The 22,271-nt window shown below is 67.8% G+C and carries 19 protein-coding genes; 13 read left to right on the top strand and 6 right to left on the bottom strand.

Annotation, left to right across the window (positions count from 1 at the left end):
* Window positions 1–31: 31 nt before the first annotated feature.
* From SPR02S_RS02580 to SPR02S_RS02570, 3 genes are read left to right on the top strand one after another with little or no spacing between them, the layout of a single operon-like run.
* Window positions 32–5,554, top strand: coding sequence for a glutamate synthase-related protein (locus SPR02S_RS02580; protein ID WP_019055371.1), 5,523 nt, complete (start codon window positions 32–34; stop codon window positions 5,552–5,554).
* A gap of 5 nt (window positions 5,555–5,559) precedes the next feature.
* Window positions 5,560–7,290 (top strand): diflavin oxidoreductase, encoded by a 1,731-nt coding sequence (locus SPR02S_RS02575; RefSeq protein WP_043258029.1) that lies wholly within the window; start codon window positions 5,560–5,562, stop codon window positions 7,288–7,290.
* 2 nt (window positions 7,291–7,292) lie between these two features.
* Window positions 7,293–8,219: a hypothetical protein gene (locus SPR02S_RS02570; protein WP_043258022.1), complete on the top strand. Its 927-nt coding sequence runs from the start codon at window positions 7,293–7,295 to the stop codon at window positions 8,217–8,219.
* Between the two features lie 93 nt (window positions 8,220–8,312).
* On the opposite strand, the gene SPR02S_RS02565 is transcribed toward SPR02S_RS02570, so the two are convergent.
* Window positions 8,313–9,215 carry a LysR family transcriptional regulator gene (locus tag SPR02S_RS02565; protein WP_026150142.1) on the bottom strand — a complete coding sequence of 301 codons (903 nt, stop codon included), beginning with the start codon at window positions 9,213–9,215 and terminating at the stop codon, window positions 8,313–8,315.
* 240 nt (window positions 9,216–9,455) lie between these two features.
* Between SPR02S_RS02565 and SPR02S_RS02560 the strand changes: the two genes are divergently transcribed.
* The 4 genes from SPR02S_RS02560 (at window position 9,456) to SPR02S_RS02545 (ending at window position 12,618) form a co-directional block, all read left to right on the top strand.
* A complete protein-coding gene (locus SPR02S_RS02560) occupies window positions 9,456–10,088 on the top strand; it encodes an NADPH-dependent F420 reductase (protein ID WP_019055367.1) in 633 nt (210 codons plus the stop codon).
* Window positions 10,089–10,149: 61 nt separating this feature from the next.
* Complete coding sequence (locus SPR02S_RS02555) at window positions 10,150–11,091, top strand: SDR family oxidoreductase (protein WP_019055366.1); 942 nt, start codon at window positions 10,150–10,152, stop codon at window positions 11,089–11,091.
* A 129-nt stretch (window positions 11,092–11,220) separates the two neighbouring features.
* On the top strand, window positions 11,221–11,955 hold the full coding sequence (locus SPR02S_RS02550; RefSeq protein WP_019055365.1) for an SDR family NAD(P)-dependent oxidoreductase: 735 nt from the start codon (window positions 11,221–11,223) through the stop codon (window positions 11,953–11,955).
* 39 nt (window positions 11,956–11,994) lie between these two features.
* Window positions 11,995–12,618 (top strand): NADPH-dependent F420 reductase, encoded by a 624-nt coding sequence (locus SPR02S_RS02545; protein ID WP_019055364.1) that lies wholly within the window; start codon window positions 11,995–11,997, stop codon window positions 12,616–12,618.
* An 87-nt stretch (window positions 12,619–12,705) separates the two neighbouring features.
* On the opposite strand, the gene SPR02S_RS02540 is transcribed toward SPR02S_RS02545, so the two are convergent.
* The gene (locus tag SPR02S_RS02540) at window positions 12,706–13,626 is read right to left on the bottom strand and encodes a hypothetical protein (RefSeq protein WP_019055363.1); all 921 of its coding nucleotides are present in this window, start codon (window positions 13,624–13,626) and stop codon (window positions 12,706–12,708) included.
* Complete coding sequence (locus tag SPR02S_RS54995; RefSeq protein ID WP_245607482.1) at window positions 13,623–14,327, bottom strand: RNA polymerase sigma factor; 705 nt, start codon at window positions 14,325–14,327, stop codon at window positions 13,623–13,625. The genes SPR02S_RS02540 and SPR02S_RS54995 overlap by 4 nt, the downstream gene beginning before the upstream one ends.
* Window positions 14,328–14,522: 195 nt before the next feature.
* Between SPR02S_RS54995 and SPR02S_RS02530 the strand changes: the two genes are divergently transcribed.
* Window positions 14,523–15,353: an alpha/beta fold hydrolase gene (locus SPR02S_RS02530; RefSeq protein ID WP_019055360.1), complete on the top strand. Its 831-nt coding sequence runs from the start codon at window positions 14,523–14,525 to the stop codon at window positions 15,351–15,353.
* Between the two features lie 86 nt (window positions 15,354–15,439).
* Here the strand turns inward: SPR02S_RS02530 and SPR02S_RS02525 are convergent, their stop codons facing one another.
* Entirely contained in the window at window positions 15,440–15,880 is a 441-nt protein-coding gene (locus tag SPR02S_RS02525; RefSeq protein ID WP_019055359.1) for an ATP-binding protein, read from the bottom strand.
* Between the two features lie 145 nt (window positions 15,881–16,025).
* Window positions 16,026–16,766: a GntR family transcriptional regulator gene (locus tag SPR02S_RS02520; RefSeq protein WP_019055358.1), complete on the bottom strand. Its 741-nt coding sequence runs from the start codon at window positions 16,764–16,766 to the stop codon at window positions 16,026–16,028.
* An 85-nt stretch (window positions 16,767–16,851) separates the two neighbouring features.
* Between SPR02S_RS02520 and SPR02S_RS02515 the strand changes: the two genes are divergently transcribed.
* Window positions 16,852–17,967 carry a DUF1152 domain-containing protein gene (locus SPR02S_RS02515; protein WP_078622792.1) on the top strand — a complete coding sequence of 372 codons (1,116 nt, stop codon included), beginning with the start codon at window positions 16,852–16,854 and terminating at the stop codon, window positions 17,965–17,967.
* Between the two features lie 264 nt (window positions 17,968–18,231).
* Here the strand turns inward: SPR02S_RS02515 and SPR02S_RS02510 are convergent, their stop codons facing one another.
* Window positions 18,232–19,020 (bottom strand): GntR family transcriptional regulator, encoded by a 789-nt coding sequence (locus SPR02S_RS02510; RefSeq protein ID WP_019055356.1) that lies wholly within the window; start codon window positions 19,018–19,020, stop codon window positions 18,232–18,234.
* Window positions 19,021–19,130: 110 nt separating this feature from the next.
* Here SPR02S_RS02510 and SPR02S_RS02505 point away from each other — a divergent pair, with 110 nt between their 5' ends.
* The 4 genes from SPR02S_RS02505 to SPR02S_RS62805 are packed head-to-tail and all read left to right on the top strand — an operon-like array spanning window position 19,131 to window position 22,133.
* The gene (locus SPR02S_RS02505; RefSeq protein ID WP_019055355.1) at window positions 19,131–19,547 is read left to right on the top strand and encodes an NUDIX hydrolase; all 417 of its coding nucleotides are present in this window, start codon (window positions 19,131–19,133) and stop codon (window positions 19,545–19,547) included.
* Window positions 19,548–19,593: 46 nt separating this feature from the next.
* The gene (locus SPR02S_RS02500; protein ID WP_019055354.1) at window positions 19,594–20,022 is read left to right on the top strand and encodes an ATP-binding protein; all 429 of its coding nucleotides are present in this window, start codon (window positions 19,594–19,596) and stop codon (window positions 20,020–20,022) included.
* Window positions 20,016–20,714, top strand: a complete 699-nt coding sequence (locus SPR02S_RS65935) for a hypothetical protein (protein WP_306305708.1) — start codon at window positions 20,016–20,018, stop codon at window positions 20,712–20,714. The genes SPR02S_RS02500 and SPR02S_RS65935 overlap by 7 nt, the downstream gene beginning before the upstream one ends.
* Before the next feature lie 42 nt (window positions 20,715–20,756).
* Window positions 20,757–22,133 carry a hypothetical protein gene (locus tag SPR02S_RS62805; protein WP_158697765.1) on the top strand — a complete coding sequence of 459 codons (1,377 nt, stop codon included), beginning with the start codon at window positions 20,757–20,759 and terminating at the stop codon, window positions 22,131–22,133.
* The last annotated feature ends 138 nt before the right edge of the window (window positions 22,134–22,271 follow it).

Raw genomic sequence — 22,271 nt, 5'->3', positions numbered from 1 at the left:
CCTCCGCCGAAACCGCTCACAGGACGGGCCCGTGAATCACTCCACCTTCGGTCTGTACGACCCTGCCCGCGACCACAGCGACTGCGGCGTCGGCTTCCTCACCCGTCTCGACGGTGTGCCGAGCCACGACGTCATCGTCAAGGGCGACGAGGCACTCCGCGCCATCCCGCACCGGGGCGGGAAATCCGCCGAGGGCGTCGGCGACGGCGCGGGGGTGAGCGTCGACCTGTCGGTGGAGTTCTTCAGCGCGCTCACCGGAAAGGCGCTGCGCGCCGGGCACTTCGGCGTCGCCAACTGCTTCGTGCCGACCGACGCCGACCGTCCCGAAGCCGCCCTGCACCTCGTCGGCCGCAGCATCGCCGACCAGGGCTTCGACGTACTACTCGTCCGCGACGTACCCGTGGACCACAGCGTCGCCCGCCCCGCCGCCGAGCCGCATCAACTACCCATCGTGCAGTGGGTGTTCCGCGCCCCGGACGACTGGACACGCGCCGACGTCGACGCCGCCGCCCACCGCGCCCTGCTCGCGATCGAGGCCGTCGCCTACGCCGACGACACCTACGCAGGGTTGTACCCGCTGTCACTGAGCGCTCGTACCCAGGTGCTCAAGGGGCGCCTCAACTCCGGTGAGATCGTTGGGTACTTCCGCGATCTGCTCGACCCCCGGCACTCCGTCCGCTCCCTCTACTTCCACACCCGGTTCTCCACCAACACCGAGCCGCACCCCACCATGGCGCAGCCCTTCCGCCTCATGGCGCACAACGGCGAGCTCAACACCGACCGCAAGAACCGCCTCAGCGACGAGGCCCTCGCGCGCGCCCGGACCCGGAGCATCGTGCGGCCACCCGGGCAATCAGACTCCAGTCGGCTCGATCAGACGCTCCAGAGCCGGGTGTTCGACGACGGCCTGGACCTTGTCGAGGCCGTCGTGTCGCTCATGCCGCCCGCCTGGGAGAACGATCGCAACCTGCCCGCCGCCGTACGGGACATGCTCGAGTACTTCTCCCTCTACGAGGAGAAGAACGACGGGCCCGCCGCTGTCATCTTCAGCGACGGCGACGTCATCGGCGCCCGCCTCGACCGGCTCGGGCTGCGCCCACTCCGTACCGTCGAGACCGCCGAGTACCTGATGGTGGCCTCGGAGGCCGGTCAAGTCGCCTTCCCCGACAGCGAAGTTGTGCACCGCGGGCGCATCGAGGCCGGCGGCATGCTCGTCGTCGACCACCGCACCGGGCGCCGGATGCGGACCCGCGAGGTCCTCGACGCCCTCGCCACCCGCCGCCCGTACTCCCAACTCCTCGACGCCGCACGGGTGAACCTCGACGACCTGCCCGCCCCCGACTACTACCGCGGCACGACCACCCTCGGCTACGACGGCGATCTCGCCCTCGCCGGACGGTACGTGGCGTACTCGCTGAACCAGGAGAGCTTCCGCTTCCTGCTCGACCCGATGCTCGCCAACGGCTCGGAACGCATCTCCGCGATGGGCTACGGCAACGCCATCAACGCGCTCAGCGACACCGAGGGCGGCATGGCGAAGTACTTCTCGCAGCGCTTCGCCCAGGTCACCAACCCACCGCTCGACAGCATCCGCGAGGCCGACGGCATGAGCATGCGCGTCGCCCTCGGTCCCAAGCCCGACGGCACGGGGAGTGCCGACAGCGTCGGCGGACGCCAACTCGTCGTGTCCTCGCCCGTGTTGGGCCACCTCGACATGGTGCGGCTACGGGACCAGCGCATCGTCCCGCTGGAACGGTTCGACATGCTCTACGACCCGGTCGTCGGCGACGAGACCGCCAACGCCGACGCCTTGCGCACCGCGCTCACCCAACTCTGCGACGACGTCGAGCAGTTCGCGACCCGGCAGGGCGGCATCGCCGTCCTCACCGACCGGGCGATCTCCTCCACTCGCGCGCCCCTCCCCGTCGTCCTCGCCGTCGCCGCCGTGAACCAGCGGCTCATCGAGACCGGGCTGCGGCTGCGCGTCTCGATCGTCGCGGAGAGCGGGCAGCTGCCGTCCTCGCACCATGTCGCCACCGCGCTCGGCTTCGGCGCCTCCGCCGTCTACAGCCTCAGCGCGCGACTGCGCGCCGAGGAGAAGCACCCCAGCGCACCGGCGCCCGCGGGCGAAGTCACCGGGACCGACCGGGCGTTGGCACGGTTCCGCAAGGCCGCCGAGAAGGCGCTCGCCAAGACCATGGGGCGGGTCGGGCTGTGCACGGCCGAGAGTTACATCGGCGGCGCGTTCTTCGAACCGAACTACCTCGACACCCGCGACGACGTCTTCGCACGGGCCTTCCCGCACATGGACGCCCCGGTCGGCGGGGTCGGGTTCACGCGGATCGCGCAGGCCGCGACCGAGTGGCACGAGCGGGCCCGCGCCGACGAGACCGAGCAACAGGTGCCGCTGCTGGGCCTGTTCAAGGAACGGTCGGACGGCGCCGGGCACTCCTTCGGGGTCTCGGCGGTGCGCGGCTTCGGCGACATGGCCGAGGAGCGCCCGGAGTTCGGGCGCGAGAGCGACCCGGAGGGCCTCCGCCTCCTCACCCTGGGCCAGCTCGACGACGCCTTCGGCATCACCGACGCCGCCTATCGCAACACGGGCTACGACGCGCTCAGCGACGCCGAGATCGACGCGTTCCGGATCACGCCCGGGTACCGCGCCTTCCTCCGGACCACGTACGAAGAGCGCTCGCGCCGCCCGTCCGCACTGCGTGACGTGCTCGCGCTGCCGGCCGATGTGACGGGGCTGCGTACGGCGGAGGAGTTCGCGCGCGAGCTGGGCCGGTTCTCCACAACGGGCAACGCCAGCATCACAGTTCGCGGGGTCACCGCGGAGGCCGTTGCCAACTCGACCTTCCGGCTGCGCCTCACCACACCGGGTCCCGACGGCGCCGGGCGTCATGCCGCCCTCGCCGAGGGGCTCGCGCACCTGGGCGAGGTCGAGACGGTCGCCGTAAGTACTGAAGGCATCGAGGTCACCGCCACCGGCACCGCCGCCCGCCTCCTCACCCTCCTCCGCGGCGCACCCCCCAGCCGCCAACTCCCCGACGTCCAACCGGCGCACGAGATCACCCGCGCCCTCGCCTCCGGCGCGATGAGTCACGGCGCGCTCGTCGCGACCGCGCACGAGGCCGTCGCGCACGGCACCAACATGGTCGGCGCGATGTCCAACAGCGGTGAGGGCGGCGAGCATCGCTCCCGCTACGGCACCATCCGCGGCTCCCGGATCAAGCAGTTCGCGTCGGGACGGTTCGGGATCTGGGCGGGCTATCTCGCCGACCCGATGCTCCAGGAGCTGGAGATCAAGATCGGGCAGGGCGCGAAGCCGGGCGAGGGCGGCCAGTTGCCCGCGCCGAAGGTCACCGTCGACATCGCGGCGGCCCGCGGCGGCACCCCCGGCATCGAGCTCATCTCCCCTCCCCCGCACCACGACACGTACTCCATCGAGGACTTGGCCCAGCTCATCCACGACTGCAAGGCCGCGCGCGTCCGGGTCATCGTGAAGCTGGTGTCCTCGGAGGGCATCGGCACCATCGCGGTCGGTGTCGCGAAGGCGGGCGCGGACGTCATCAACGTCGCCGGAAACACCGGCGGTACGGGTGCGGCGGCCGTCACCAGCCTCAAGTACGCGGGCCGTTCGGCCGAGATCGGCGTCGCCGAGGTCCACCAGGCCCTCGTAGCGAACGGGTTGCGGCAGAAGGTCGTCCTGCGCTGCTCCGGCGCCCACCAGACGGGCAGCGACGTCGTCACGTCCGCGCTCCTCGGCGGTGACAGCTTCGAGTTCGGTACGACGGCACTCATGATGCTCGGCTGCGTCATGGCGAAGAACTGCAACGTGAAGTGCCCGGCCGGTCTCACCACCAACTCCGAGGCGTTCGAGGGCGATCCGCGAGCCCTTGCGCAGTACCTGCTCAACATCGCGCACGACGTCCGCCAGATCCTCGCCCGCCTCGGCCTGCGCTCCCTGCGCGAGGCCCGGGGCCGCACCGACCTGCTCCAACTCCTCGACCACCCGGCGAGCGTCGGCCGCCTCGACGTACGGCACCTGCTCGCCCGCGTGCCCGAGAAGGTCATAGCCGAACCGGAGTACCTGGAGAAGGACTTCACCACGGACGACGCCCTGATCGAACGCGTCCGCACCGCACTCGTCGACCGCCGCGAACCGGCCCTCCTCGTCGAGAACATCCACCTCCGCAACAGCGACAAGTCGGTCGGCGGCCAGCTCTCCATCGACGTCGAACGCCTGCTCAACCACCAACAGGCCCCCGATTCACCCGCGTTCACGACCGACGACCGGGGCCGGCGCCGCCTCGTCGACGACGCGGTCCGCATCCGCACCACCGGCTCCGCCGGACAGTCGTACGGCGTCTTCTGCAACGACGGCATCACCCTCGAACACACCGGCACCGCGAACGACGGCGTCGGCAAGAGCCAGAGCGGCGGCCGGATCGTGGTCCGCGCCCCCGGCGGCGGCAGCACCGAGCGCGGCGGCAACGTCCTCGTCGGGAACTTCGCGCTGTTCGGCGCGACGGGCGGGCGAACCTTCGTACAGGGAGAGGCCGGTGACCGCTTCGCTGTCCGAAACTCCGGTGCCACGGCGGTGGTTGAGGGCCTGGGCGACTTCGGCTGCGAGTACATGACCGGCGGTACGGTCCTCAACCTCGGCGGCTTCGGCAAGGGCCTGGGCAACGGCATGAGCGGCGGATTCCTGTACCAGTACGACCCGTCGGGCGAACTGGCCGACCGCGTCAGCGCCGACTCCCTGCTCGTGTTCCCGGTGACCGACACCGCGCACGGCGCCTTCCACGAGGAGGCCGTACGACTGCTCCTGGCGTGGCACGTCGAGGCGACCAACTCCCCCCTCGCGGCGCGCCTGTTGGAGGACTGGGAGGCTCAACGGCAGTACGTGTACTGCGGGATGCCCAGGTCGCTGCTCCTCTACCAGGACGCCGGTGAGATCCTCGCCGCCGCGACCCGCAACGAGTTGCTCGACGAGCTGGCGACCTCGATCGCCACCGACAAACTCCGTGCGTTCAAGGTCGATTACCGCGACCACCGGACCGTACTCGGCGGCCGTGCACCGGCGTTCGGCGACCAGGGCAGCGACGACATGTTCTCGCTCCTGTCGTCGTACACGGTGCTCGGCGTCGCACAGGACCTGGCGCTCCAGCGGGTGCCGGGCGCGAGCGGACCGGATGATCCACGGGTCACCGAGGCCGTCCGCAACCTCGTCCTCACCGAGGACTTCTTCGTCAAGCAGCGGGTGGTGAAGTACCTGCGCGGCACGCTGGAGCGGTTCGACGACGGCGAGTTGGCGACCCTGATCGCGAGCAAGCGCCTCGACGACTACAAGCGCGCCCTCCGCCAGCGCAACAACCTCAGCGTCGACGCCCCCGGCACCTACGGCTGGATCATCCACCAGCACACGAAGAACGCCGACCGCGTACGCGCCGCCCGCTTCGACGAGTTGCTCGCCACGGCGGCGCTCGACGACCTCGCCGCCCGCCACACCCGCATCCCGCAGGCCCCGACCGAGACGGTGACCGCGTGACCCTCATGCCCCCGACCGGTGCCCTCATCCCGGCCGACGCACCGTTCTCCGCCCAACAGGAGTCCTGGCTGGCCGGGTTCATCGCCGGCATCGCGGCCGCGGGCCGCCGGGAGAGCGCGTCGGCCACCGCGCCCACGGCCACGATCGACGTCCTGTTCGGCACCCAGACCGGCAACGCGGAGTTCCTGGCAGGTGAGTTGGTCGCCGCTGCCCGCACCCGCGGCCTCGGCGGCACCGCCACCGCGCTCGACGAGGTCACCCCCGACCAACTGGCCGCCATGTCCCACGTGTTGGTGATCACCTCGACCTACGGCGAGGGCGAGCTCCCGGACAACGCGGCCCTGTTCTGGGAATCCCTCCAGTCCGACACGGCCCCGCGCCTCGAAGGAGTGCGCTACGCCGTCCTCGGCCTCGGCGACCGCGGCTACGACGACTTCTGCCAGGCGGCGAAACTCATCGACACCCGCCTCGAACAACTCGGGGCGGGCCGACTCCACGAACGCGTCGACTGCGACGTCGACTTCGAGGACCCGGCGGCGGAATGGACGACGACAGTCCTGGACCGACTGGTGGCGGAGACCGGCGCGAAGAGCACGGACGTGGAGGTGGATACGGCCGCCGCCCCGACCCGTTCCCCATGGAACAAGCGCAACCCGTACCGCTCCCGCCTCGCGGTGAACCGGCTCCTCTCCGCCCCGCACAGCGCGAAGGAGATCCGCCACTACGAGTTCGACCTCGGCGACAGCGGCATCACGTACGAGGCGGGGGACGCGCTGGCCGTCGTACCGCTGAACGACGAGGAATTGGTCGGCGCCCTGCTGGAGCACCTCGGCGCGACCGGCGACGAGGAGGCTGCGCGGCTCCTGCGCACGGAACGCGAAATCCGCACCCCGTCAAAGGAGTTGATAGCCGAGCTGGCCGAACGCGCCCCGTCCGGCGAACTGGCGGCGGTGGTGGCGCAAGGTACCCGCTCCGACCTGGACTCCTGGCTGTGGGGCCGAGACGTCCTCGACCTCCTCCGCACCACCGACCCCGCCACCGCACCAACCCTGCCCGAACTCCTCCCTCTTCTACGGCCGTTGCAGGCCCGCCAGTACTCGATCTCGTCGAGCCCGCTCGCCCACCCGGACCGCATCCACCTCACGGTCGCGTCGGTGCGCTACGGCGCCGGGCAGCGCCGGTACGAGGGCGTCGCGTCGACGTACCTCGCGGATCGGGTCGGCGGCGAGGACGCGACCGTAGGCATATATGTGCAGCCCAACGCCTCGTTCGGCGTCCCGGCGGACGACGACGCCCCGATGGTGATGATCGGCCCCGGCACGGGCATCGCACCGTTCCGCGGCTTCCTGCACGAGCGCGCCGCACGGGGCGCGTCCGGCCGCAACTGGCTGTTCTTCGGCGACCGCAACCGCGAGACGGACTTCGTCTACGAGGACGAGCTGAGCGAACTCCGGACGCGCGGCGTGCTCACCGAACTCGACCTCGCGTTCTCCCGCGACCAGGCCGAGAAGGTGTACGTACAGACCCGAATGCGGGAACGCTCAAGGGAGTTGTACGGCTGGCTGGAGGACGGCGCGCATGTGTACGTCTGCGGCGACGCCTCGCGGATGGCGAAGGACGTGGAGACGGCGCTGTTGGGTGTCGTGGCCGAGCAGCGCGGGCGAGGCGACGACGACGCGGCGGAGTACCTCGCGGATCTGCGGCGGGCCAAGCGCTATGTACGGGACGTGTACTGAGGATGACCGACCAGCAGGGCTGTAGGTTCGAGGGATGCTGCGGGCGGCGGGGCGGCAACAACAGCGGTGGCCGTAGCGGCAGTTCGCGGTTGATCGACGCGCGGATGCCGGAGTTGGCGCGCTGCCTGACGCTGTTCCAGTACGTCCAGGCGGTCACCGGCGGGCCGGTCGCCCGGATCGACCAGGCGGGCAGCTACGCCCAACCGAGCCTGCGCGGCGAGGCGTTCGCCGTCCGGCCGGGTTCGATCGCGCTGCGGATCGACGGCGCCGGGATCGACACGGCGGTGGTCGCGCGGGACGGCGACACGGACTCGGTCACGCTGCGCCTGCTCGACGCGTCGGGCCGGACCGTACATCAGGGGCGGTTGCTGTCCGAGGGTGACCGGCTGCTGGTCGGCCTGGCGCCCACGGTCCACGCCGGCGCGCGGACCGCCGTAGAGTCCGCGCCTCCCGAGGTTCCGGCGTGGGAGGACGGTGATCAACTCGCCCAGCTGGACGCGGTGTTGACGGACGGCGGGGTGGCCCGGCGCGCTGCGTTCCACCGCTATCGCGGTGGTGAACACCGGCCGCTCGAGATCGACGTGGTGGCGTCGGTGCTCGACCACGTCTGCTCCGTCGGACTGCCCATCGGGGTGGCGGTGTTCGCCCCGGCGGCCATGCAGGCGTGCGCCGGCCGCGTCCACGTCACCGATCGGACCGTGGGCGGGCGGGTGTTCGCGGCGCTCGCGGAGAGTTCGGTGGAGATCGACCTGGCGGGTGTCCGGGCGTGCCATCTCGTCCGCTCGATGGCGGCGCACGGTCCGACCTCGGCGCTCGAACTCGACGACGCGGACGGTCAATGCGTGGCTGTCATCACGCAGTTCGGGATGGTCGGGGAGGACGTGCACGCGGCGTGGGAGGATCTGGCGGCTTCGCTGCCGGACGCCTAGCGCGGGGATCTGGCGGCTTCGCTCCCTGACGCCTGGCGCGAGGATCTGGCGACTTCGCTCCCTGACGCCTGGCACCATGAAAGACGCCTGGCACTAGGAAACGGCATCGCCTCCGAGCTGCCACATTTCATAGTTCCCGCACTCTGCCGTGATCTCGGCCGTCGACTGAGCCGCGCTGAAGAAGTCATCGACCACCGGCGAGGTGCGCGAGGCCGCCGCCGCGAGGCACACCTGGTCGGGCGCCAGATCCGGGATGGGCACATAGACGACGTCCGGATGTGAGGAGAACACGGACGCCGAACGGGCCAGGAACGAGATGCCCCGGCCGGCCGCGACATGCTCGAGCGTCTCGTCCACCCCGCGCACCAGATACCCGGCGTTGGGGTGCGGGCGCCTGGTGGGCTGCGTGCTCGGGTCGGCATGCCAGACCAGCGGTTCGCCGGCCAGGTCGGCCTCGGTGAGCTCCTCCTTGCCGGCCAACCGGTGGCCGGCGGGCAGCACCGCCACCCGCGGCTCGGTGTACAGCGGGGTGACGCGCAGGCCGGTCTCGTCGATGGGCAGCCGTACATAGGCGACGTCGATGCGGCCGTCGAGCAGCATCGGGGCCTGCTCGTCCCCTTCGATCCGCTGCACGTCCACGATCACATCCGGGTGCCGGGCCTCGAACGCCCGCGCCGCCGGGATGACCGGGATACCGGCCCGGAAACCGACCATCAGCCGCCGGCTGCCGCGAGCGGCCACGGACACCCGGCGGCGGACCGCGTGCGTGGAGGCGAGCAGCGGACCGGCGTCGGCCAGCAGCTGTCGGCCCGCGTCGGTCAGCGCCACGCCGTGCCGATCCCTGATGAACAGCGAGGCGCCGAGATCCTGCTCCAGCGCACGGATCTGCCGGCTGAGCACCGGCTGCGCGATGTGCAGCTCATCGGCGGCGCGGCCGAAGTGCAACCGGTCGGCCACGGCGACGAAGTAACGCAGTTTGCGCAGGTCCAGATCCAGATCCATAGCGCCTCCCGGTCCGGTGATGCATTCAGGGTATCACCATGCCTAAAAGAAGTCTTGGACACCGACTCGGGCCAGTGGCAGCCTGAATAAGTACCTGATGAGACCGAAGCGAATTCGGCACAGAAATTCGGCACAGGAATTTGGCACAAGAATTCGGCGGCGTCGACGACACAACCGTAAGCAATAGCGGGGTGGGCACAGCGTCCTGTCCAGTTCCGGAAAGCAGGCACACCAATGAGCAGCATCAGCATTATCGGCCTGGGGAACATGGCCAGCGCCCTGGCCGGCCGGGCGCTGGCCGGCGGCAACGCCGTCGAGATCATCGGCCGCGACCCGGCCAAGGCCAAGGAATTGGCCGTCGCGCTCGACGGCGCCATTGTCGGGCCGGCCGGCGCCGCCCCGGCCGGCGACTTCGTGGTCCTCGCCGTGCCGTACGGCGCCGCGGCGGCGGTGGTGAGCGAGTACGGGGACACCCTGCGCGGCAAGGTCATCATCGACATCACCAACCCCATCACCCCCGATTTCCAGAGCTTCGTCACCCCCACCGGCACTTCCGGCGCGCAGGAGATCGCCAAGGCGGCCCCCGTCGGCGCGCAGGTCGTCAAGGCGTTCAACGCCCTGTTCTCCCATGTTCTGGCGGCCGGCCCGGCCGAGGGTCGCACCTTGGACGTGTTCATCGCCGGCGACGACGCACAGGCAAAAGCACGCGTGTCGGCGTTCATCGAGAGCCTGGGGCTACGCCCGATGGACACCGGGGAACTGCCGATGGCGCGGGCGCTGGAGAACGTCGCCCTGTTGCAACTGGGCCTCGTCGCCCACTCCGTCAAGCACACCGACTTCTCCCTCGGCGTCAGCATTCTCAGCTGACCGCGCTCGCTTCAACTGACCGCCCTCGCCTCAACTGACCGCACCCACAAGGAGCAGCACCATGCGCGTTTTCGTCACTGGCGGGACCGGCCATTCCGGTTCGCACATCGTCCCCGAACTCATCGCCGCCGGGCACGAGGTCACCGGCCTGGCCCGGTCGGACACCGCCGCGGCGGCGCTGTCCGCGCTCGGCGCGAAGGTGCGTCGCGGCAGCCTCCAGGATCTCGACGGACTCAAGGAAGCGGCCGCGGACTCCGACGGCGTCATCCACGTCGCGCACCGGCAGGACCTGCTTCCCTCCGGCGGGCTCGACGCCGTGGCCGCGGCGGAACTCCCGATCATGCTCGCGTACGGCGAGGCACTCGCGGGAACCGGAAAGCCGCTGGTCGCAGCGGGAAGCATAGGCTCGGGCGGGGACCTGGGCCGGCCGGTCACCGAGGAGGACCCGGCCCTTCCCAGCGGCGACGAGTACAAGGGCACCCTGCGGATTCGCAACATCGTGGAAACCACCGTGATCGGCCTCGCCGAGCAGGGGGTGCGGTCCTCGATCGTGCGGATCGCCAACATCGCGCACGGCACGACCGACCGTGCCGGCTTCCTCCCCGTACTGATCGCGCTCGCGAAGGAGAAGGGTTACGTCGGCTACCCCGGCGACGGCGCGAACCTGTGGAACGCCGTGCACATCCGCGATGTCGCCTCCTTGTTCCGCTTGGCGCTGGAGAAGGGGCCGGCCGGCAAGTACTGGCACGCAGTCGGGGACGGGGACGGGGGCATCCCGTTCCGCGAGATCGCCGAGGCCATCGGCAGCCGTCTGGGCCTGCCCGTCGTAAGCGTTCCCGCGGACATCCTGATGGTGCCGGGATATTTCGGATTCCTCGCGAACATAGTCACGCAGAGCTACCCGGCGTCGAATCTCATCACCCGCCGGACCCTCGGCTGGGAACCCGCTCAGCCCGGCCTGCTCGCCGATTTGGACAACGGCCATTATTTCCCCGCCGGCTGACTTCTGGGACCCGAATCGCAACGAGTCGGGAAATGACAAGGGTTCAAATTACACCGGTTTATCGTTTCGGACCATCGTCAATTCATTCGGATAGCCGATTCGGATACCTATCAATTCAATGGAGTGGTCATGGGAAAGCTCGATGGCAAGGTAGCGGTGATCACCGGTGGATCCACCGGCATGGCACTGGCCGGCGCCAAGCTGTTCGTCGAGGAAGGAGCGCACGTCTTCATCCAGGCCCGGCGGCAGGAAGCACTGGACGACGCCGTCAAGCTGATCGGCCGCAACGTCACCGCCGTCCAGGGTGACGCGGCCGATCTGGAGGACCTGGACCGCCTGTTCGACACCGTCAAGCGGGAAAAGGGCTCGATCGACGTGCTGTGGGCCAGCGCCGGGATGGGCGAACCCGCCACCCTCGGCGAGATCACCGAAGAGCAGTTCCACCGCGCCTTCTGGCTCAACGCCCGCGGCACCCTGTTCACCGTGCAGAAGGCACTGCCGCTGATGAACGACAACGGCTCGATCCTCATGACCGGATCCAACGCCTCCCTCGGCGCCTTCCCCGGCTGGAGCCTCTACGCGGGAAGCAAGGCCGTCCAGCAGGCCTGGGCCCGCGTCTGGCTCAACGAACTGCGCGACCGCAAGATCCGGGTCAACGTCCTGACCCCCGGCCAGGTCGCCACCGCCAAGCAGGAAGAACTGTTCGACGAGGCGACCAGGGCCGCGTTCGAGTCCCTCATCCCCCGCGGAGAGATGGGCCGCCCCGAAGAAATCGCCACCGTCGCCCTCTTCCTCGCCTCCGACGACTCCAGCTACGTCAACGGCCTGGAACTGGTCACCGACGGCGGCACCACCGCCATCTGAACCACACACCGGGAACGCAACAGGAAGAGAGCACACCTCATGAGCAGCATCACCCTCATCGGTACGGGGAACATGGCCCGTGCCATCGGCACGCTCGCGGTGGCGGGCGGCAACACCGTCGAGGTCATGGGACGCGATCAGTCCAAGGCCGCCGACCTGGCCAAGGCCCTGGGCGGCGGCGCGACGACGGGCAAGTGGGGCGCCGTCCCGGCCGGGGACATCGTCATCACGGCCCTGTTGGCCGACGGTGTCGTCCCGGTCGTCACCGAGTACGGGGACGCCCTCGCGGGCAAGGTCATCGTCGACATCAGCAACCCCTTCAACGCCACGTTCGACGGGCTGGCCCACAGCGAGGAGACCTCGATCGCGCAGGAGGTCGCCAAGGTGGCCCCGGCCGGCGCCAGCGTGGTGAAGGGGTTCAACACCATCTTCCGCAATGTCCTGGAGAAGGGCCGGCCCAGCGTCTTCATCGCCGGTGACAACGCCCAGGCCAAGACGGACGTGGCGGCATTCATCGAGAGCCTCGGGCTGCGCCCGCTGGACGCCGGCGGCCTGAAGATGGCGCACTGGCTGGAAGGAATGGGCCTGGTCACGGTGAGCCTCGCCAACAACGGGGTCGGCCACTGGGACTTCGCCCTCGGCGTCGACGAATTCACCGGCTGAGCCCTCGGAGCAGTCGGAACATGTAGGCGACCATGCCAACCGACACGGGTGGGCGAGGAGAAGACGCCCCCGCCCACCCGTTCCGCATCAGCCGATCTTGTCGGTGAAGCCCGCCGACAGGACCGTGTGGTGGGTGACCTTGCCCTTGCTGGGCCCCGCGGTCCACGTGAAGGTGTACTCCAGGATCGCGCTGGTCTTCGGGTCGACGATCACCCGGCCGACGCTCTTGGCCTCGGCGAACTCAACTGCCGTACCACCGCGCCCAGTACTGTCCTTGACCTGGCCGACCAGCTTGACGCCCTTCAGTCCGGCCATCGCCTTGAAGAGTCCGGCCCGCAGTTTCGGGCTCGCCGGGGACTCGGTGAGCAGGCTGCTCGCCTGGTCGAAGGGCGAGATGCTCTTGGGCCGCGGCGGAGTCTGCAGCAGCGCGAGCAACTTCGCCGGGTCGGTGGTGAGTTGGTTCAGCCCGTTCCAGTCGAGGTCCTTCGGCCCGAGCTGCCAGTCGGGGTGCCGCCCCTTCTTGGCGGCCTTGCCACCGCTGACGACGTACTCGTCCATGGACTGCGAGATGTACTCGTCCCCGACCGTCGTCCGCATCTTCCAGTACTTCCCCGAGGAAGCCGACTGGCTGGCGGCCACCGTGGAGATGTCGTCCAGGAAGACGGACGCGGTGTTCGCACGCGCCTCGCTGTGCGTGCCGGTGCTCGCCGAGGTCGTGCCGTTGTTCGCGTACGTCACCACGCCGGTCGCCACCGCGGCTGTGGTCAGCAGCCCGATCAGGGCCCGGCGGCGCCCGGTCAGCCGCCGGATCGGCGTCACGGTGGCAACGCCGGCCGTCGTCCCCTCCGTGGCCACCGCCGCCTCGACCTCCGCCAGCACCCTGGCCAACGCCCGCTCCGACAGCGGCTCGACGTGACCCGCCGTCGCCAGTTCATCGGCACCGGGGAAGTCCAGCAGTGCGCCTCGCTCGTTCATACCGTTCGCCTCCGTGTCGTCGTACGTGGTCATGCGAGGTCTCCTGTCGCGGTCAGGTTCCGTCCCGCCGGGCGGGGCAGCGTGAGCCGGTCGCGCAGTCGGCCGCGGGCCCGGTGCAGCCGCGAACGGGCGGTGCCCGCCGGTATGCCCACCACAGCGGCGGCCTCACTCGGGGTGAGCTGCTCCCAACTGATCAGGAGCAGCAACTCCCGTTCCTCGACAGGCAGTTCGGCGAGCGCCCGGCGTAGCGCGGGGGCCATCGCGGCGGCATCCAACCGCTGGTCCACCACCTGCCAGGGGTCGGTGACATCCGGCCCCGGCACAGGCTCCGTCCGCCCCGCCCGCCGCAGATGCTGGGCGAGCACGTTGTGGGCCACCCCGAACAGCCAGCCCCGGGCCGAACCCCGCGCGGGGTCGAACGTGCGCCGCGCGGCGAACGCCTGCAACCAGGTCTCGGCGAGCAGATCCTCCGACACGGCGGGCATACGCCGGGCGAAGTAGCCGTGCAGGGCGGAGGAGTGGGTCTTCACGAGGTGGGTGAAGGCCGCAGAGTCGCCGTGCGCGGACCGGGTCAACTGGGCGTCGCTGTCACCGTGTTGGGCATCGTGGCCGTATTCGGCGGCGTCGTGACCGCGTTCGGCAGTGGTGCCGCGCTGGTCGTTGTCGCGACGGTGGCGACGGCGGAGTCCGCCACGTCGCCGGTCACCCGGTTCAGCTGGTTCATCCGGTTTCACCGAGTCTCCGTTTCCGACCGCCGGACGACGGTCTCACCCAGTACTTGTCATCGAACCCCAAGAGCGTTCGCGCACCCACCCTCACCACTACACAACCCTCATCATGAGAGTGAACTTGCATAAAGAGAGTCCACCCCCTACCTTAATGAGAGCCAGCTCTCAGCAAGCGAGAACAAGCGACAAGGACTCCTCACCATGACCACCCCTGTCTCCACCCCCACCCCCGCTCGCACCATCGCCCTCCCCGGCGGACTCACCGTCACCGTCCAGGAGTTCGGCGAGAACACCGAGGGCACGGGCGTACTGGTACTGCACGGCGGCGCCGGCCCGCGCACGGTCGCGGGCATTTCCTCCGCCCTCTCCGAGCACGCATACGTCGTCACACCGACCCACCCCGGCTTCGACGGCACGCCCCGCCCGGAGCACTTCGACACGGTCGCCGACCTGGCCATCGCCTACCTGGACCTGCTCGACACGCTGGACCTCAAGGGCGTCATGGTGATCGGCAACTCGGTCGGCGGCTGGATCGCGGCAGAGATGGCCCTCCGCGACAACCAGAACCGCATCGGCGCCCTGACCCTCCTGAACGCGGTAGGCATCCACGCCCACATGGTCGAGAACCGCGTCGTAGACCCGCGCACCATGGCCCCCTCCGACATCAGCCAACTCTCCTTCGCCAACGCCAAGTTCCGCCCCGACTTCGCCTCCTTCACTGACGAACAGCGAGCCGCGGCCGGCGCCAACCAGAAGACCCTCGCGATCTACGGCGGCGACCACTTCACCTACGACCCGAAGCTCCGCGGCCGCCTCCACCGGGTCACGGTTCCGGTCCTGGTCGTCTGGGGCGAGGAGGACGGCATAGCCCCCCTCAAGTACGGCCGCGGCTACGCCGACGCCTTCCCCAACGGCCACTTCGCCCCGATCGCGAACGCGGCCCACTTCCCGCAGATCGAGGCGCTGGGGGCGACGCTGGGGGCGATCGGCGACTTCGTGAGCACGGTGGTGAAGCCGGGGGAGACGGACTGAGGCTGCTTCAACCACAACGCAGTCAGGGCCCGGGTCATCGACCTGGGCCCTGACTGCCGTACCCGATGATCGGCGACGTACCGAGATCAGTCCGCTCCCCAAGCATCGGCCACCACAAAGGAAACAACCGTCCCACCAAAACAACTGGGCCCGGAATGCCAGGACTCGGCGATGGAGTCGACGAGGAGCAACCCGCGCCCGTGCGCATCGTCGGCGTCGGGGCACCGCAGCAACACACCCGCCGGGAACCCTGGGTTGTGCACATCGACCCGGAGCGAAGTCCCCTCACGGAACCATTCCACTCGCACGACCCATGGGTCCTCCGACCACCCGTAGACGATGGCGTTGGTGACCAACTCCGAGATCATCAGCACGCAGTCGTCGACCGAACAGGCAGGGTCGTACGGAGCGATGAACTTCCGGAACCAGCGCCGCGCGATCCCCACCGACTCAGGTAAGGGATGCAGGGTCATCGCTCCGAGTCGTGGTGAGTCCTCAGAAGGATGGCGGTCGATCGTGCAGATCATCCGTGCTCACTCCTTGCCGTTGCCGTCGCAGAAGAGGCAGCACCGTCGCGGTACGGCACATCCCTCCCAAGTGGCCTTAGCCACTTACTGGATAGTGGCATTAGCCACTTACGCTATGCAACCGGTTCGCCGAAACACCGACCCATCAGGTGAGCGGGTACCCCTGCTCGAACGCCCAACGGTGCGGCGGATAAGTGGCTTCAGCGAACTCCAACGGCCGGTCCTGGAGATCGAATACGACGTGATGCACGACCAAGACGGCTGATCCGGGCTCCAGTTGGAGATCAGCAGCCTCCTCCTCGGTCCCCTGCCGAGCACACATGCGGTCTTCGGCGTAACTCCCTTGCCGACCCGTCATGTTCTCGACGTACATCAAGGTGCCCTCTTGGATCCGCTCCGGCTCCAGCAACTTCGGCGCCCGCTCGCCCACGTCCGGCGCGAACCACGAAATGGACAGACTGAGGGGCCCGTCCTGGTTGTTGGTCACGCGCCGCCGCTGCACGGCTCGGCGTTCCCTCACCAGACCAAGCGCCTCAGCGACATAACCAGGAGCTTCCCGCCAACCGGCCGAGGTGATCACCGCGTACTCACCAGGGGTGTAGATCTTCCCGGTCTGCCGCGCCCGCCCGTACAACTCCCGCGCCCGCCGGTTGACTTCAAGGCTGCGCACATACGTGCCCGACCCCTGCCGCTTCTCGACGAGCCCCTGATGACTCAGCGCCTCCAACGACCGCGCGGCGGTCGGCCTGGACACCTTCCAGTTCGCCGCCAGCTGCCGTTCCGAGGGCACCTCGTCCCCGGGCCTCAGGTCGCCCCGAAGAATCTGATCCCGGATGTAGTGAGCGATCTGCAGATACTTCGGCTGGGCCTCTTCGATCTGCGGCATGTGCACCCTCCTCGCCCCAAGTGGCTATGGCCTCTAGCCACTATAGGGTGAGCGGCCCCCTGCCCGACCTCGTAGTCTTGGGCGCATGACGAGGTTGATCGTCGCAGCAGGAGGAGGCGGCGACGCGGTCGCCGCCGCGATGCTTGCCGCAGCGCTGTACGGCGACGAGACCCGGGCGGCGGTGATCCTCACGTACGCCTGGGACCGCCTGCTGGTCGACCCCGTCCCGGGCCCCCGAAGCCCCTCCGACTTCACGGGCCTCGAACCACTCACTCGGTCGGTGTGGTCAGTGCCGCCGGAGGCCCACCCGATCGCTCCGGCAGGCTCGACGCTCCCCCGACTCGCGGCAGAACTCCCACACACCTTCGCACTGATCAACCCGTACAACGGTGTCGAGGGCCTGGTTCGCCAACTCGAAGAGCTGGTAAGCCACTTGGAGCCGACGTCGATCGACCTCCTGGATGTAGGCGGCGACATCCTCGCGCGAGGCAACGAACCAACACTGAAGAGCCCACTCGCCGACGCCCTGACCCTGGCCGCATGCTGCCAAGTGAACGCACCGATCCGCCTCCTGGTCGCCGGCCCCGGCCTGGACGGCGAACTCCCCGTCAATGAGGTACTCAGCGTCCTCGGCCCTCTGGTCCACACCTTCACGGAGAAGGACGTGGAACCCGTCAGCGCGATCCTGGAATGGCACCCCTCCGAGGCAACCGGGATGCTCGCCGCAACTGCACGAGGGGTAAGAGGCATCTGCGAAGTACGGGACGCAGGGCTCCCCATCTCCCTCACGAACGACAGCCCGACAGCCCACGAGGTCGACTTGGAAACCGCCCTGAGGCGCAACGAGTTGGCCGGCGCCATCCTGTCCACGACGACTCTGACCGAGGCGGAGACTCACAGCCGCGAAGTCTGCGGCTACTCGGAAATCGACTACGAACGGAACAAGGCCGCGCAACTCGAGGACCAGCTGGCGGAGGAACTAGAGCCCGGCATCGTGCTGTCCCAACTCGACAAGTTCGAGGACGAAGCACGCAGTCGCGGAATCACTCACACGACGTTCCGCCGCCTAACCGAAGCCCTGAACCTTCCCGGCAGCCAGCGCGAAACCCTACGGACCCTGCTCATGGAGACCACGCCAGAGCAGTACGCGGCTCCGCTGTGGGATCTCACCGCCACCGACCCTGGGACCTCCTCACCATGAGCGTGTTCAGAAGCGATCTCGACTTGGCCGTACAGGACGCCACCGGCACCGGAGCCGAAGCCGACGTTGCCCTGAACCTAATGACCGGCAACATCAGGCTGTCGATCCTCTGGACCCAGGAGATGCAACTCTCCCCGGAGGACGCCGAGCAGGTGGCCCAGGCCCTTCAGCGAGCAGCAGCGGAATCCCGAACCATGGAGTCGGCCCGCCGTGCGCGCAGCCATCCCCCACCCACGCTCCCACCAGACACGGCACGGCCCACGTTCACGTCGCCGGAAGCTGATAAGCAAGAACGTAAGCGTCAGCTGCCATGACGGTGTCGCAGACTTCCACGGCCCGCCCTTCGGTGTCGTACGCGGTGCGGATGAGGTGGATCACGGGCACGCCGGAGGCCAGCCGGAGCGTCTTGACCTCGGTGGGCGAGGGCATCCGGGCGCGGATCTCCTCCTCGAAGTGGTCGAGGTGGTGACCGAGTTCTTCAAGGCGGGCGTAGATGCCGCCGGGGCCCGGGTTGGGTTCGGCGATCGGTGTCCCGCGGGCGATGTCGAGGGGCAGGTAGGAGGTGGCGAACTCGACCGGCTTCCCGTCGAGGAGATACCGGCGCCTGCGGGCGAGCACCCTCCGCACGGAGCCGAGCCGGGTGGAGATGTCCTGACTGGCCTTCTCCTCCTTGACCTCCAGACTGTCGACCTGGGGATGACTGCCGGCGGCGTCGGCCTCGACGATGAACGCGGACTTGCCCTGCTCGCGGTGACGGCGGGCGAACCGGTCGGAGGCGAGCCGCCGGACGGGCGGCCGGGGCCGGACAAAGACGCCCTTGCCGTGCTCGGCATGCACCAGGCCCTCGCCCTGGAGGACGGAGAAGGAGTTGCGGACGGTCATCCGGGAAACCCCGTAGTGCTCGACCAGGTCAGCTTCGGAGGGCAGCTTCTCGCCCTCCTTGAACCGCCCACGGTCGATGGCCTCGCGCAGTTGGTCGGCGATCTGCCGGAAGACCGCACGATCACTCGTGGGGTCGAGATCGCCGAGCAGGCCGGAACGGAGAGGGCTCACGTCGAGTACTCCTTTAGGTATCTAGACGAGTGGGCGAGTGTTGTTGCTACGGTGGAGAGCCTAGCCAGCCGGGAGGGCCGAGGAACGTGAGCACTGACCGTCCGCACTCCGTGAGCGTCGCCGGAGTCATCGTCGACGACCACGGCCGCGCCCTCCTGATCAAGCGCCGCGACAACGGCAAGTGGGAACCCCCGGGTGGCGTCGTCGAGCGAGACGAAACCCTCCCCGAGGCCCTCCAGCGCGAAGTCCTCGAAGAAACCGGCATCAAGATCGCACTCCCCGCGACCCTCACCGGCGTCTACAAGAACATGACCGGGCTGATCGTCTCCCTGGTCTTCCGCTGCCAGGCCGCCAACGGCACACCCACCACCGGGGACGAGACCCGCGCACTGCGCTGGGCCACCCGCGAAGAAGTATCCGAACTCGCCGACGAGGCATACGCGATCCGCGTCACCGACGCACTCGACTCCGCCGACGGGACATCTCCGCCGGCCATCCGCGCCCACGACGGCGTGAAACTCGTCTAGCCCGAACCCGCTGCACATGGCGGCCTACCAGCACGAAGGAACTTGTATGCACGAGTATACGAGCACTGCGCGGGTCTGGGGGCTCACTTGCCCAGGTTTCCCGGAAGAGGTCAGCAGGGCGCGGCGCTGGACGCGGGACATCCTGCGCGGGTCGCCGTTGGCCGAGGACGCGGAACTGATCGTGAGCGAGTTGAGCGCGAACGCGATCCTGCACACGGCGAGTGGGCGGGAGGCCGGCAGTTTCCATCTGGCGCTTGCGGTGTCGTCGCAGGTGGTCGCTCTGTCGGTGACGGATGGCGGGGGCGCCGGTACGGCTCCGAAGGTCGAGCACCAGGACCAGGAGGCGGAACACGGCCGGGGGTTGGGCATGGTCAGCGCCATCGCGCACCGGGTCGTGGTCCACGACAGCGACGGCGGTCACACAGTCACCGCGGAGCTCTTCACGGACGTACGACAAGGAGGGCACCCGTGCTGAGCACGACGATCGACCCAGGCTTTTGGTGCGAATGCTGGACTCGACACTTGGACGACGGCCAGCCGCCAACGCTCTTCGGCTCCTACGACGCCTACACAGAGACCGAGGCGAACAACTGGGTCTCCGAGATCCTGCGCACCATCGCACCGGCACTCGACTCCGACGCCTCCCAAGAGGCATGGGAACGGCTCTACGACCACCGCATCAACACCCGACGGGCCCTGTTGCGCCGCGTGCCCTGGACGGTGTCCGTCATCCACGCCCGCACACTCATCACCTGGACCGTAAGCCCAGTGACCTTCCTGCCGCTGGCGCACCGTCAGGCCGCAGAACTCCCCACATGCGCGTACGACTTCAAGCCCCACCGCCCCAACCGATCGAGTGAGTTACAACTTTCTCTACTGGTTCAAGGCGGCTCGCTCCGCTCCCCGCGCGCGGTCCGGGTGCCGGCCAGGCCTGCGCTCCCGTCTCCGCTCCGCTCCAGCCCGCCCGGCGCCCGGACCGCGCATATGGCAATCAGCCACCTGATGCAAGAGAAGCGGCCCGCCGTGGCTGGGGTTGTCGCCTCCACAGCTTTACGCAGCCACTTTGGCGCGCACCTCGAAGATCATGACCCCAAAGCCGTTCTAGCGGCCTTCGAGCGTCAAGTTCCCAGGTTCACGAAAACGCCACCGCGAGCCACCCCTTCATGAGATCCTCCGAAACAGGTCGTCAGGGAGGATGAGGGCAGCGCGATGGAAGAAGAGGAATCCTTTGAGGTATTCGAAGGAGAGATTCAAGAGAAAACAGAAGGCGAAATCCAAGCCGCCGTACTAACAGACGAAGAAAAGAGCATTGCAAAGAGCCTATCCGAATCCGGGATTCGATTCATTGAGATATCTGGTGACTCCCTGAAGTTCTCCGCTAATCCAAAATTCATCACCAGTCGGCGCCAGCCTCCGGGAAGCCGTGGAGTTTTCCTCCCTCGCTCAGAGGTGCGCGAGCTGCGATCCCAGCTCGAAGAGGGAATTCAACCACATCCTGAAATCCTCGGCATCGCAATTCCCAGTCTCGGATATTTGGAAATCTTAACGCAAGTCAACGGGCTGTACGCGACAAGCCTGTCAAACGCCATCTCGGGCCTGTCGCCTGAGGGTGTTCCAGACTGTCGACATTCGAATGGCGAAGTAACCCTACCTCGATGCGACCTGGGCCCCAGGGCAGCACGGGCAGTTCTGCACATCCAGGGAACAGCGAGCGCACCTTGCCTTGAGTTGTCGAGCGTGTCTCCAGCTGCATTACTGTGGATCACACCAGGCCGTGCTCGACCAAACATCGCAACTTTCAACACGCCATATAGTCTTAAATTGCATTTTCCCAGCCCGCTAGATCAGCAATCCATGGAAGATCAAGCGAGGGAAATTACCAGCTCATTCTTTTATGAGCTCGATGTCCGCAATGGCGTGAGATTGAGAACCGTAAGGTGGCCTTCAAATAATCGAAACCAAGGCCTCGCGCGCGAAGACTTGGACAGCTTTGCACGTTATCCTGAAACTCGCGTCAACGCAGAGATGTCGACACTATTTGGATTCGCTGGAAGCGTCCTTGAAAATCCGCCACTCTCTTTCCTGTCCTACTATCAGGTCCTTGAGTTCTATTTCCCGGCAGCGGTCAAGCGAACCGCGCTCAGGCAACTCGGCAAAGAACTCTCAGACCCGAGATTCAGCAGGTCAGACAGAGAGGATCTGCTACGCGTTCTGAAAATTGGCGAGCGTTCCCTGAACGCGACAGAGTCAAGTCAGTTGCGCACTCTAATCACAGAATGCGTGCGACATGAGAGGATCGAGGATTTCTTCCAGAAGGGGGGCTGGGGCGATCATTTCGCCAAAGGCGGCCCAATTCAAGGGGTAGGCATCGTAAATCCAAAGAATACGCAAACTCCGTTGGCTACCCAAGTCGCCGATCGCATTTACAAGATCAGAAACCGAATTGTTCACGCCAAGGATGATCCGAGATTTGAGGACGTACCAGCACTCTTGCCGCAAAGCGAGGAAGCCGACGCGCTAGGGCCAGACATTGCTCTTGCAAGACTTCTCGCTTCCGAAGTCATCGTCGATAGCCAGGCTTCATAGGCGTAGCCTGCTTCGACCCTCGCGATGGCCTGATTGTCTAACTGCGTGACAATCGCGGCAAACAATACCGGGCGTGCGAGCACACCTGCTGGACCATCGCAGCAGGTAAAACCCACATTGGGACAATACCTGGCACTT

The sequence above is a fragment of the Streptomyces prunicolor NBRC 13075 genome, from assembly GCF_000367365.1.
Classification (GTDB): domain Bacteria; phylum Actinomycetota; class Actinomycetes; order Streptomycetales; family Streptomycetaceae; genus Streptomyces; species Streptomyces prunicolor.
The sequence above is the reverse complement of the archived record's forward strand: the minus strand, read 5'-3'. Positions and strand labels throughout refer to the sequence as shown.